Source organism: Pseudomonas sp. GW821-FHT09D08 (genome assembly GCF_059416305.1).
On record NZ_JBWKOX010000022.1, the window covers coordinates 26064 to 39252 of the forward strand.

General features: G+C 58.4%; 12 protein-coding genes. 3 read left to right on the forward strand and 9 right to left on the reverse strand.

What is annotated here, in order from left to right:
- Positions 1 to 23: 23 nt before the first annotated feature.
- Positions 24 to 1379: a serine hydroxymethyltransferase gene (gene glyA / locus AC07OP_RS26845; RefSeq protein ID WP_092359288.1), complete on the reverse strand. Its 1356-nt coding sequence runs from the start codon at positions 1377 to 1379 to the stop codon at positions 24 to 26.
- 304 nt (positions 1380 to 1683) lie between these two features.
- On the opposite strand from glyA, the gene AC07OP_RS26850 reads away from it, so the two are divergent.
- Both AC07OP_RS26850 and AC07OP_RS26855 read left to right on the forward strand, forming a co-directional pair.
- Complete coding sequence (locus AC07OP_RS26850; protein WP_083236361.1) at positions 1684 to 2289, forward strand: helix-turn-helix transcriptional regulator; 606 nt, start codon at positions 1684 to 1686, stop codon at positions 2287 to 2289.
- Positions 2276 to 3154, forward strand: coding sequence for a queuosine precursor transporter (locus AC07OP_RS26855; protein WP_141155972.1), 879 nt, complete (start codon positions 2276 to 2278; stop codon positions 3152 to 3154). The genes AC07OP_RS26850 and AC07OP_RS26855 overlap by 14 nt, the downstream gene beginning before the upstream one ends.
- 51 nt (positions 3155 to 3205) lie before the next feature.
- Here the strand turns inward: AC07OP_RS26855 and queC are convergent, their stop codons facing one another.
- The 8 genes from queC to hmpA form a co-directional block, all read right to left on the reverse strand.
- Positions 3206 to 3904, reverse strand: coding sequence for a 7-cyano-7-deazaguanine synthase QueC (gene queC / locus AC07OP_RS26860; protein WP_027607619.1), 699 nt, complete (start codon positions 3902 to 3904; stop codon positions 3206 to 3208).
- Between the two features lie 104 nt (positions 3905 to 4008).
- Positions 4009 to 4896 carry a heme o synthase gene (cyoE, locus tag AC07OP_RS26865; RefSeq protein WP_027607620.1) on the reverse strand — a complete coding sequence of 296 codons (888 nt, stop codon included), beginning with the start codon at positions 4894 to 4896 and terminating at the stop codon, positions 4009 to 4011.
- A gap of 11 nt (positions 4897 to 4907) precedes the next feature.
- Entirely contained in the window at positions 4908 to 5249 is a 342-nt protein-coding gene (cyoD, locus tag AC07OP_RS26870; protein ID WP_010206434.1) for a cytochrome o ubiquinol oxidase subunit IV, read from the reverse strand.
- Positions 5249 to 5875 (reverse strand): cytochrome o ubiquinol oxidase subunit III, encoded by a 627-nt coding sequence (locus AC07OP_RS26875; protein WP_010206435.1) that lies wholly within the window; start codon positions 5873 to 5875, stop codon positions 5249 to 5251. Before AC07OP_RS26875 ends, cyoD begins: the two co-directional genes overlap by 1 nt.
- Before the next feature lie 3 nt (positions 5876 to 5878).
- On the reverse strand, positions 5879 to 7897 hold the full coding sequence (cyoB, locus tag AC07OP_RS26880; protein ID WP_027607621.1) for a cytochrome o ubiquinol oxidase subunit I: 2019 nt from the start codon (positions 7895 to 7897) through the stop codon (positions 5879 to 5881).
- 3 nt (positions 7898 to 7900) lie between these two features.
- Positions 7901 to 8842, reverse strand: a complete 942-nt coding sequence (gene cyoA, locus AC07OP_RS26885; protein WP_027607622.1) for a ubiquinol oxidase subunit II — start codon at positions 8840 to 8842, stop codon at positions 7901 to 7903.
- Between the two features lie 794 nt (positions 8843 to 9636).
- Positions 9637 to 10143, reverse strand: a complete 507-nt coding sequence (locus tag AC07OP_RS26890) for a disulfide bond formation protein B (RefSeq protein WP_027607623.1) — start codon at positions 10141 to 10143, stop codon at positions 9637 to 9639.
- Between the two features lie 166 nt (positions 10144 to 10309).
- Positions 10310 to 11491, reverse strand: a complete 1182-nt coding sequence (gene hmpA, locus AC07OP_RS26895) for an NO-inducible flavohemoprotein (RefSeq protein WP_495102760.1) — start codon at positions 11489 to 11491, stop codon at positions 10310 to 10312.
- 147 nt (positions 11492 to 11638) lie between these two features.
- Between hmpA and norR the strand changes: the two genes are divergently transcribed.
- Positions 11639 to 13183 (forward strand): nitric oxide reductase transcriptional regulator NorR, encoded by a 1545-nt coding sequence (gene norR / locus AC07OP_RS26900; RefSeq protein ID WP_495102761.1) that lies wholly within the window; start codon positions 11639 to 11641, stop codon positions 13181 to 13183.
- Positions 13184 to 13189 lie beyond the last annotated feature (6 nt).

Sequence of the window (13189 nt, forward strand, 5' to 3'; positions counted from 1 at the left end):
GGGCTTTTTTCGAGCAGGGCGCTTCAGCGTTCCCAGTAGCCGGCGATGGGATATTTCGCACACAAGGCTTCGAGTTCTGCACGCAGTTGTTGCTGCAGAATCGGTTCGAGGCGGTACGCGTGCTCCCCCAGCGGAGTGACATTGTCCAATACCCGGCACACCAGATCGATGATGTGCCGACAGCCCTCGGCATCGACACCGCGTTGCGCCATGGAGCCCGTGCCGATACACAAGCCACTGGCGACGGCAGACGAACGCGTCTCACCCGGTATGCGGTTTTTATCCACCACGACACCGCAGCTTTCCAGCGCCGACTCGGCGATAGCGCCGGTAACGCCGCCGCGCAAGCGAATCAGCACGGTATGGTTTTCACTGCGCCCGCCGACCACTTCATAGTCATGGGCCTGAAACGCGCTGGCCACTTCATCGGCCAGGGCGCGAATCCGCCCCATGCACGCGTCGAACTCCGGCGTCATCGCGTAGCCCAGCGCAGCGGCTTTGGCGGCGATCATATTAACCGCCGGCGCGCCCTGCATGCGTGGGAACACGGCTTGATCAAGTACACGGCTGAAGGTCGCCCTCAAGCCGGGCACCTTGGTATGGGCATCGCGGCCGGACAGGATCAAGCCTCCGCGCGGCCCACCCAGCTGCTTGTGGGTACAGGTGGTGGTGACATGCGCGGCATTGATCGGACTCGGGTGCCGCCCCGTCACGACCAGCCCGGCAATATGAGAAATGTCGGCGAGCAGGATCGCACCCGCTTCATCGGCTATGGCGCGAAACCGCTCGAAATCCACAACCCGCGAATAAGCCGATGCACCGCAGATGATGATGCGTGGGCGATGGGCAAGCGCCAGACTACGCACCTGCGCGTAATCGATCAGTCCGTCGGCGGTGGTGCCGTAGCGAATGGCCTTGTAGTAGGCACCGGTAAATACAGCGGGGCTGCCATGGGTAAGGTGCCCACCGTGATCGTGGGCCATGCCCAGCAGGGTATCCCCCGGTTCAAGCAGAGCGGACAGCACTTGGGCGTTGGCGTTGGAAGCCGAGTGCGACTGCACGCCGGCGTAGTGGGCATCGAACAATTCACGCGCCCTGCGGATAGCCAGGGACTCGACCAGATCGACATTCTCGCAGCCCGCCCGATGGCGTCGGCCAGGCGCGCCCTCGGCAGTGATGTTCACCAATGCAGACGCGGAGGCCACCAGGGTGCGGGGTTCGACCGCACAGGAGGACGCGACCAGTGACAGTGTGCGGTGCTGGCGCGCCACTTCCGCGTCCAGCAGCATCGCCAACTCCATGTCCTCGGCGTGCAGATCCGCCATGCCTCGGCGCAACAGGTCAGCCTGATCCTGCAGGTGTACGGTATTGACTGCCATGGGGAGTGTCCTTTCCTTGGTCGCTGCGTAGCGGTTCGTCCTGAACCGTGGCGCCCAATTAAACAGGAAATTAAACATTTTCCAAATTAAATGTTCGCTTTTGTCCCCCTTTGCCGAGTAACTGGCCATTTGCCTTTCCGCCTGACAGGGTCGAGCATCTTGGGCTTTATTGTTAAGCCACGCGCGTGCAACACTTGCGCCCGCCGCAAAGCCTGAACACCCTGGATGGGTACTTCAGTGCTGAAACAGCCTGCGTGGCGTCTTCAAGGATCAACGGTTTTTACTAAAGGGAAGTGGTGAGCACGTGATGCACAGACGAGAAAAAACCGAGCACTTGAAGAGCAACATCAAGTACTTGATCAAGAGCCGCGGCGAGACCCAACTGTCGTTGTGCAGCGCGGCCGGCCTGACCCGCACCACGATCTACAACATCCTCGAAGGCAAGGTCGTCAACGTTCAACAGTCGACCCTGCGCAAGATTTCCGATTTTTTCGGCGTGTCTTACGAAGAAATCGAGACCATCGACTTTGAAGCCAAGGAAATCATCGAGAGCAGTGTTTCGCCCCAGGGCAATATGAACCCGGCAGCCGTGCCTGTGCTCAAGCAAAGCCAGGTCATGCAGCACCTGGACAAGCGCATCGGCGAACTGGCCACCCTCTTCCCGCTCACGTACTACTTCGGCGCGTCCCATAACCTGATCGGCGTGCAGCTGGAGCATCCCATCGCGGGAGTGAACGAGCCAGGTGATCTGCTGATCATCCAGAAGGGTTCATCGAGCGATACCAAGGAAAAGCTGGTGTTCGACAAGGTCACTCAGGCGCTGTTGATCAGCCGTGAGGCCTGCGCCAACTCAGAACGCCTGTGTGTACTGGGCGATATCATTGAGGAGCGCTTCAATGACCACGCATGAAAGCGAGATAGAAAACAGCAAGTACAAACTGCTTGGCTTCGAAAATGACAAGAGCCTGGCCGTGATCATGATCATCGCCACGGGCAAGATCATCCGGGTCAAGTTGAGCGAAGTCATCAACAGCGAAATCATGGACAACTTAAATAAAATGGAAGTTAAAAACCTGTACAAGAAGTTCTATTCCCAAGGCGGCTCGGTGACCGCGTACGACCTCAATGACCGTAATGAAAACTCATGGATGATCTACATCATCCTGAACCTGCTGCTCTTCACTTTTTATATTTTCACCAGCATCGCCGCGACCAAACCGATCTACATCGAGTCACTCGACATCATCGTCACGCCCGGCACTTTCCTGTATCCGTTGACCTTTTTGATCGTGGACCTGCTCAACGAAAACTTCGGCCTGAGACTCGCCAGAAAGGCCATTCTGTTTGCCTTTGCCAGCAACGCGATGATCATCATCCTGCTCTACGGCTCGACCTTCCTGCCCGGCCTGCCAGGTTGGAAGCTCGACGGTCCTTACAACGACGTGATCGTCCAGGTATCGTCGGTATTGATCGCCTCTTCGGTGTCGTTCCTGGTGTCGGAAAATATCAACTCGTATTTACTGTGCAAGATCAAAGAGCTGACCAATTCCAAATACCTGTACCTGCGCATTTTCCTCAGTACGTTCTTTGCGGTGATTATCGACAGCTTCCTGTTCTGCTTCATCGCGTTCTACGGCGCCATGCAGACCAGCGACATCCTGAGCATGATCTATGTACAGATCGCGATCAAAGTCGGTTTTGCGTTCTTCAATATCCTGCCGGCCTACGGTGCGCGCTCGTTGTTCAAGCGCTACCTGACCAACGCCACTGCCTGATGCGTAGCAGCTGTCGAGCCTTGTCGAGGCTCGACAGCTGCGTGTTGGGAGTCAGTTCAGCTGCAATTTCTGCTTCAGGCTCTGCATGACCGCTGCCTTGTTCTGCAGGTAGTCATTCAAGCCACGTGCACGCAGGTTGCACGCATCGCACTCGCCGCAGCCGGTACCGATAATGCCGTTGTAGCAGGTCAGGGTCTGCTCGCGGACCAGGTCCAGTTGCTGGTGGTAATCCGCCAATGCCCAGGTCTCGGCCTTGTTCAGCCACATCAACGGGGTTTCCAGGCGTACGTCGTACTCCATGCCCAGCTTGAGCGCCTGGTTCAAGGCTTTGACGAACTCATCGCGGCAATCGGGGTAGCCGGAGAAGTCGGTTTCACACACGCCGGTGATCACCGTCTCGGCCTTGACCTGATACGCGTAGATAGCCGCCAGGGTTAAAAACAGAATATTGCGGCCCGGCACAAAGGTGCTCGGCAGGCTTTCTCCGGAGCTGTTCACGGTAGGCACCGGGATGTTGTCGCGGGTCAGGCTGCTGATCGCCAGTTCGTTGAGCAGCGACACGTCCATCACTTTGTGAACGGTGGCCCCCAGTTGCTTGGCCAACTGCCGGGCGACTTCGATTTCCGCGACATGGCGCTGACCGTAATCGAAGGTGATGCAGTGCACTTCGTCATACAGCGGCAGCGCCTGGATCAGGCAGGTCGTCGAATCCTGACCGCCACTGAACACCATAACGGCTTTTTTACTCATCACTTTGCTTCCTGCAGGGGTAGGGTTTGGTCGTAGTTTAAAGGTCACTCAATAAAAAACCCCGCGCTTCTTTCGAAGGCGGGGCCTTTTTATTACTCAGACACTCAGTGGGCGTAGGTCAGCAACAGCTCTTTCGGCACTTGGAAATCCAGGGACATCATCACGCTGAGCGCGGTGATGGTGAAGATCGAGAACACGAACAGCTTGCGCGCCCAGACGGTGTCGTCCACCGCCTTGTAGCCGGTCCAGGCCATGTACAACCAGTACATGCCCATGGCCGCAGCGACGGCAAGGTAGCTCATGCCGGCGTAGCCACTGAAGGTCAACATCAAGGTCGCCACGAGGAAGGCCAGGATGTAGAGCAGGATGTGTTTCTTGGCGACCTGGATGCCACGCTTGACCGGCAGGACCGGAATCGAAGCAGCCAGGTAGTCGTTAAAGCGGAAGATCGCGATGGCGTAGGAATGCGGCATCTGCCACAGGCTGAACATCACCAGCAGCACCAGCGCAGCCATGTCGAAGCTATTGGTCACAGCCACATAACCAATCACCGGCGGCATCGCCCCCGACAGACTGCCCACCAGCGTGCCGTGCACCGACTTGCGCTTGAGGTACAGGCTGTAGAGACCGACGTAGATGACAAAACCGATCACGGCAAACAACGCCGCCAGCGGGTTGGCCACCTGGTACAACAGGGCCACACCGGCAACACCCAGGACGGTCGCGAAGATCAGTGCCAGCTTCAGGGAGATCAGGCCCTGGACCAGCACGCGATTCTTGGTGCGCTCCATCTTGATGTCGATGTCACGGTCGATGCAGTTGTTGAACACACAACCGGAAGCTACCACCAGGGACGTACCGATCATCGCAGCCAGGAAGATGGCCAGATCGACATGTCCCTTGGAGGCCAGGAAGAAACCGCCCGCCACAGAAAGCACGTTACCGAAAATGATCCCCGGTTTGGTGATTTGGATAAAGTGCTTAAGCGACATCGGGTCTTACCTCACTTCGCCATCATGAACGTATGGATGCTGAACATGATCCATATCGACAGGCCAACCAGCAGCAGGATTACTAAGCCTGCGAACACGAACGCAATCACGTTATCGCGCTGCTCTTTAGAGCGATCCAGGTGCAGGAAGTACACCAGGTGAACCAGAACCTGAATCACCGCGAACGCCAGTACGATCATCAAAGTGATCGACTTCGGCAGGGTCGGGTACATCACCAGACCGAACGGGATGAGCGTCAGGATTACCGACAGGATGAAGCCGATGGCGTACGACTTAACGCTGCCGTGGCTCGCATCATGGCTGTCATGGTCATGGGAGTGTGCATTAGCCATTACAGAGTCCCCATCAGGTAAACAACGGTGAAGACGCAGATCCAGACCACGTCCAGGAAGTGCCAGAACAGGCTCAGGCAGCTCAGGCGAGTCTTGTTGGTGTTGGTCAGGCCGTGTTTATTGACCTGATACATCATCACCGCCATCCACAGCAGGCCGGCCGTCACGTGCAGACCGTGGGTACCAACCAGCGTGAAGAACGCCGACAGGAAGCCGGAACGGTGCGGGCCGTAGCCTTCGGAGATCAGCAGGTGGAACTCGTTGATCTCCATGCCGATGAAGCCCAGGCCGAACAGGAAGGTCAGTGCCAACCAGCTCAGGACGCCTTTCTTGTTGCCCTTGTAGAAGGCCAACATGGCGAAGCCGTAGGTGATCGAACTGAACAACAGCAAGGCGGTTTCGCCGAGCACGTAAGGCAGTTCGAAGATGTCGTGGCCCGACGGGCCACCCGCAACGTTGTTTACCAGTACCGCGTACACCGCGAAGATCGACGCAAACAAGATGCAGTCGGTCATCAGGTAGAGCCAGAAACCGAAAACGGTCATCGGCCCCGAGTCGTGGTGATGGTCATCGTGCCCATGGTCATCGACATGGGCGTGTCCAGCATTGGTCACTAAGTTCGACATGGTTTAAGCCTGTTCCAACGAGGTTTCTACACGGTTGGCCGGGATTTTCTTCTCGGCGACCAGGCGAGCGTGCTGCTCGGCTTCGATGCGCTCGATCGTTTCGACCGGCACCATGTAGCCTTGATCATCACGTGCTGCGTGGACAATGAAGTAGCCGATGGTGCCCACCAGGCTCACGATTGCCAGCCACCAGATGTGCCAGATCATCGCGAAACCGAACACGGTCAACAGCGCACCCATCACCACGCCAGTAGCGGTGTTGCTTGGCATGTGGATCGGTTCGTAGTGCTTAGGTTGCTGGTACGCAGTACCGTCTTCCTTGGCTTCGGTGAACGCATCGATGGTGTTCGCAGTCGGGATCACGGCGAAGTTGTAGAACGGAGGTGGCGACGAGGTCGACCATTCCAGGGTGTGGCCATTCCATGGGTCGCCGGATTCGCAAGCGTTCTGCTTACGGTCACGGATGCTCACGTACAGTTGGATCAACTGGCAGGCGATACCCACAGCGATCATGAGTGCACCAAACATGGCGACGTACAGGTACGGCACCCACTCAGGGTTGGTAGTGGCGTTCAGACGACGGGTCATGCCCATGAAGCCCAGTGCATAGAGCGGCATGAACGCAACGAAGAAGCCCGAGATCCAGAACCAGAACGCAGCCTTGCCCCAGCCTTCGTGCAGCTTGAAGCCGAACGCTTTCGGGAAGTAGAAGCTGAAACCAGCGATGTAGCCGAATACCGCACCACCGATGATCACGTTGTGGAAGTGAGCGATCACGAACAGGCTGTTGTGCAGGACGAAGTCAGCACCCGGAATGGCCAGCAGTACGCCGGTCATGCCGCCGATGGCGAAGGTCACCATGAAGCCCAGGGTCCACAGGACCTGGCTGGTGATGCGCAGACGGCCGTGGTAGATGGTGAACAGCCAGTTGAATAGCTTCACCCCCGTCGGGATGGAAATCAGCATCGTCGCAAGGCCGAAGAAGGCGTTGACGCTGGCCCCCGAACCCATGGTGAAGAAGTGGTGCAGCCACACCATGAAGCCCAGTACGGAGATTGCGCCCGATGCGTAGACCATCGAGTGGTGACCGAACAGGCGCTTGCCGGTAAAGGTCGAGATCACTTCGGAGAAGATACCGAACGCTGGCAGGATCAGGATGTACACCTCAGGGTGACCCCATGCCCAGAACAGGTTCACGTACATCATTGGATTGCCACCAAGTTCATTGGTGAAAATGTGGAAATCCAGGTAACGGTCAAGCGACAGCAGCGCCATGGTAGCGGCCAGGATCGGGAACGACGCCACGATCAGGACGTTGGCCCAGGTGCAGGTCCAGGTGAAGATCGGCATGTCCATCAGTTTCATGCCAGGGGCGCGCATTTTCAGGACGGTGGCCAGGAAGTTGACCCCTGTCAACGTCGTCCCGAGTCCTGATAACTGTAGCGCCCAGATGTAGTAGTCCACACCCACGCCAGGGCTGTACTGGATGCCCGACAATGGCGGATACGCAACCCAACCGGTCTTGGCGAATTCGCCGACACCCAGGGAAACGTTGATCAGCACCACGCCGGAAACCAGCAGCCAGAAGCTCAGGGAGTTCAGGAACGGGTAGGCAACGTCACGCGCACCGATCTGCAGCGGCACTGCAAGGTTCATCAGGCCGGTGAAGAAAGGCATCGCCATGAAGATGATCATGATCACACCGTGGGCGGTGAAGATCTGGTCATAGTGTTCAGGCGGCAGGTAGCCAGGCGAACCTTCGGTGGCCATGGCCAACTGGGTACGCATCATGATGGCGTCGGCAAAACCACGCAGCAGCATGACCATGGCAACGATGATGTACATCACGCCGATTTTCTTGTGGTCGACCGACGTCAACCACTCGGTCCACAGGTAGGTCCACTTCTTGAAATAAGTGATTGCTGCAAACAGTGCCAGACCACCCAGCGCGATCATGGCGATGGTAATCATCACAATCGGCTCGTGGAACGGGACCGCATCCCAACTTAATTTACCAAACATCGTTTACTCCTCTGCCCCAGCAGTTGAATGCGAGCCCGTGTCAGAACCTTCAACCGCGGCCACTTCTTTCTTCTCGTGCTTGACCGGCTTGCCTGGCTTCATACCTTCGTACTTGTCGACGATTTTCTGAAACAGGTTCGGCTCATACGCGGAGTACAGGGCGACAGGGTTGTTCTGGCTTGGTTTGGTCAGGGCGTCGTATTCAGCTTGATCAAGCTGTTTAGGTGCGGCCTTGACTTCGGCTACCCAGGCGTTGAAATCTTCCTGGCTCGTCGAGATCGCTTTGAATTTCATGCCGGTGAAGCCAGCGCCGCTGTAGTTCGCGGAGATGCCTTCCATTTCAGCTTTTTCGTTGGCGATCAGGTGCAGTCGGGTCTGCATGCCTGCCATCGCGTAAATCTGACCGCCCAGGGCAGGGATGAAGAACGAGTTCATCACGGCGTCGGAGGTGATCCGGAAGTTAAGCGGGGTGTTCTCAGGGAAGCGAATCTGGTTAACCGTGGCGATACCCAGGTCCGGGTAGATGAACAGCCACTTCCAGTCCAGCGCGACCACTTCGATGTTGATCGGCTTGACGTCGGACTCCAGCGGACGGTACGGGTCCAGCTCGTGGGTCGACTTATAGGTGATGTAACCCAGGGCGATGATGATGAGGATCGGGACCAGCCACACCGCGATTTCGATCTTGGTGGAGTGCGACCACTTCGGCGCGTAGGTCGCGCTGGTGTTCGACGCGCGGTATTTCCAGGCGAAGGCAAAGGTCATGATGATCACAGGCACCACGACCAACAACATCAGCAGGGTGGCAGTGATGATCAGGTTTCGTTGATCCAGACCGATCTGTCCTTTTGGGTCCATCAAGGTCCACTTGCAGCCTCCCAGCATTAACATCATGCCAAGCAGCGGCAAAAAGCCTAGTAATCGGGGGTACCTGTTTTTACTCATCTCACGACCTCTAAAGCAGCTTGCGCAATGCAGTTGGGTTTTGATCGCCAACACTTCACCCTGCCAAGGGTTGGCATTTCTCTTCGATTGAATAAGAGCCTGCCCGGCACGCCATATAACGGAGCGTTTCACGGACCTGCGGTGAGTTCTTATTCGATTTCGTGGTTAAAGGCCTTGTTACAGACCAATTCCATTTGGTGCGGATAGTTGAAAGGCTGCCGGAACCTTGGGGTCGCACAGAGCCGTCCATCTGCCCCTCGACCGCTCCAGTGCTCAAATATTGAGCAGCACCGGACATTCAGTGCGGGCGATTGTAGTTAGCTAGCGATGTATAAACCATGTCTTATAAAGAAATAATTTTTATCGATTACAGCAATAATCCTTCACCAATATTGCAATGGTTCGCGATCTTATCGCGTTCAATTCTCAACAAAAACCACAAAAATTGCCGTGTTATAGGGCAAACGGTCACAGCCCTTACCCCCCGTAAGGGCCTACGAAACCTATGCAACCCCCCATAAAACAAGGCATTCGGACATCACTCAAAGCCTTGTACGACGTGAGGTACGTGGCGTCGTCCAAACCACGAACTGACAGCACATCCTGGAGGCTTTTTGCAAATTTAAGCGTTGGTTTGGCGGGTCAGAAACGTCCTGCGGCGGCTTCCGTGTGACAACATGTCGCACACTGCGCGCAGCCAAAATTGTCCGGCGTCACGCTCTGTTCACAAAAGCCTACATGCAAAAACGCCCCGGCCTACCTTGAGGAAAGACCGGGGCGTTTCACTGATGGGTTCAGCCTTTGTGGCGGCGATTACGATAGATGCCCAGGGGCACCAGGATGACCGTCAGCACGAACGCCACCAGCGCCCATTGCGCCAAAGACAGGCCCAGCACCGGCGGGTACGGGGTGCTGCAGAAGCCATCGACCTGGAAGCCCAGCGGGAAGACCTTGGCCAGGGGCAGGTCGTCGACGATAGGTTGCAGCACATCGACGCCGCAGCTCACCTGCGGAAAGAACTGGGTGTACACATGGTGACCGGCCGCGGCCACCCCACCGAGAGCGCTGAGTACCACCAGGCCTTCGAACAGCGTGAGGGCGCCCTTGGTGCGCATGGCGGCACCGATGAACGCGAAGATCGCAATCAACAGCAAGGCATAGCGTTGCAGGATGCACAACGGGCACGGCGCCTCGCCCAACACCACCTGCATGTACAACGCCCCACCGATCAGCGCCAGGCAGATGATGCCCAACAACACCAGAAAGCGCCGCTCCCTGCCTAAACGCAATTCGTCACTCATCCCCGTATCCCTTTGTTTGGTTGTGCCAATGGCCGCAAGTTTACACACAGAGAGTGGTTTAAACAGAGAGGGGTTAACAGGGGATTAATCGAGAGGAACAGAGATCCAAATGTGGGAGAGGCAAGCCCCCTCCCACATTATTTTGAACAGTGTGAACCTTCAGGTCTTATTCCAAGGCAGCCGCCGGGCCGAAGAATTCGTAGCGACTTTGCTTTTCGGGTACGCCCAGAGCCTTGAGGTGGCGCTTGATCGCCGCCATGAAGCCTTTAGGTCCCAGGAAGTACGCATCCACGTCACGCTGCTCCGGCAACCACGCCGCCAGTTGCTCCTGGCTCAACAGACCGACTTTATCCGCCGCCGGGCTCACGCCGTCGTCCTCGGCATAGCAATAAAAGCGCTTGAGCTGCGGGTGCTTGGCCGCCAGTGCATCCACCCAATCGCGGAACGCATGCACCCCGCCATTGCGCGCGCAGTGGATAAAGTGCACCGGGCGCTGGGTGGCCAGCGCAGCCTCCAGCATCGGCAAGGTTGGGGTGATCCCTACCCCGCCGCTGATCAGCACCAGCGGCTTATCGCTGGCCGCCAGGGTGAACTCGCCCGACGGCGGAAACAGGTCAATCGTCGCACCGACCTGCAACTGGTCATGCAGGTAGTTGGAAACCCGCCCGCCGGCCTCGCGCTTGACGCTGATGCGGTATTCACCCGCATCACTCAGGGCCGACAGTGAATAGTTGCGGCGCACTTCCTCACCGTCGAGCACCAGCCTCATGCCGATGTATTGGCCCGGCGCGGCCGCGAGGATCGCCCCGTTGTCCGCCGGCGCGAAATAGAAGGAAGTGATCTCGGCGCTCTCCTCCACACGCTTGACCACAGTGAACGCCCGCGCACCGCGCCAGCCGCCGGGGGCCCGGGCTTTCTCTGCGTAAATAGCGGCTTCGGCACCGATCAGGATGTCCGCCAGTTGGCCGTACGCGGCGCCCCAGGCATTCATCACCTCAGGGGTGGCGATCTCACTGCCCAGCACCTCGGAAATCGCCCGCAGCAGGCAAGCGCCCACTATCGGGTAATGCTCCGGCAGGATCTGCAAGGCGACGTGCTTGTTGATGATCTTCGCCACCAGGTCGCCCAGTTGGTCGAGCTGGTCGATATGCCGCGCGTACATCAATACGCCATTGGCCAGGGCCCGGGGCTGGTCACCGCTGGCCTGGTGAGCCTGGTTGAACAGCGGGCGAACCTCAGGGTACTCGGAGAGCATCATGCGGTAGAAATGGGTGATCAGCGCTTCGCCGCCGCTTTCCAGCAGGGGCACGGTGGATTTGACGATGGCACGGTCTTGGGCACTAAGCATGGGAGCCTCCTGGGCTTCTTTACTGATTGCCCTTAGCTACTCAGTATTCATGCCAACTTATAAATCCTTTAATTTCAATAGGTTGAACATTATATAGTCAGTATGACCTCCTACACCTTATAGTCATATGGACTACAAGGAGTCATTATGACTGCACACTCGCTGCTCACCACCCTGCTGCCGCTGGTCGCCGACCTGTCGCGGGAACTGCCCGAAGGCGAACGCTATCGACGCCTGCTGCAAGCCATGCGCGCCCTGTTGCCGTGTGATGCGGCCGCCCTGCTGCGCCTGGACGGGGAGTCGCTGGTGCCGCTGGCGGTGGATGGCTTGAGCGCAGACACCCTGGGCCGCCGCTTCAAGGTCAGCGAACATCCGCGCTTCGCCGTGTTACTCAGCAGCCCTGGGCCCACACGCTTTGACAGTGACAGCGAATTGCCCGATCCCTACGACGGCCTGGTCGATGGCGTGCACGGCCACCTGGAAGTCCACGACTGCATGGGCTGCCCGCTGTTCGTCGACGACCTGCCCTGGGGCCTGTTGACCCTGGACGCACTGGACACCGAACGCTTCGAACGCGTGGAACTGGACGCCCTGCAAGCCTTCGCCAGCCTCGCCGCCGCCACGGTCAACGTGGCCGAACGTATCGAACGCCTGGCGTTGCGCGCCGAAGACGAACACCAGCGCGCCGAGATCTACCGCCAGGCCAGCGGCCAGCAGCACAAGGAAATGATCGGCCAGAGCAAAACCCACAAGCGCCTGGTGGAGGAAATCAAGCTGGTGGGTGGCAGCGACCTCACGGTGCTGATCACCGGCGAAACCGGGGTGGGCAAGGAACTGGTGGCCCAGGCCATTCACGCGGCGTCGTCCCGTGCGGACAAACCACTGATCAGCCTCAACTGCGCGGCCCTGCCGGAAACCCTGGTGGAAAGCGAGTTGTTCGGCCATGTGCGTGGCGCCTTCACCGGCGCGCTGAATGAACGGCGCGGCAAGTTCGAGCTGGCCAATGGCGGCACGCTGTTTCTGGACGAAGTGGGCGAACTGTCCCTGAGCGTGCAGGCCAAGCTGCTGCGGGTGCTGCAAAGCGGCCAGTTGCAGCGCCTGGGCTCGGACAAGGAACACCAGGTGGATGTGCGCCTGATCGCCGCCACCAACCGCGATCTCGCCGACGAAGTGCGCAACGGCCGCTACCGCGCCGACTTCTACCACCGCCTGAGCGTGTACCCGTTGCAAGTGCCGGCCCTGCGCGAGCGCGGGCGTGATGTGTTGCTGCTGGCCGGCTTCTTCCTCGAGCAGAACCGCTCACGCATGGGCCTGGGCAGCCTGCGCCTGACCAGCGATGCCCAGGCGGCGCTGCTGGCCTATAACTGGCCGGGCAATGTGCGGGAGCTGGAACATTTGATCGGCCGCAGCGCGCTGAAAGCCCTGGGCAACTGTCGCGAACGCCCGAAGATTCTGAGCCTGAGTGCCCAAGACCTGGACTTGCCCGACGTCAGCACGCCGGTGATCGAAGCAGCGGCAGAAACCGCCCTGGCCGTCACCGGTGACCTGCGCCAGGCCACCGAGGACTACCAGCGCCAAGTGATCAACGCCTGCCTGGAACGCCACCAGCACAACTGGGCCGGCGCCGCCCGCGAACTGGGCCTGGACCGCGCCAACCTCGGCCGGATGGCCAAGCGTTTAGGGCTCAAATAAACCAGA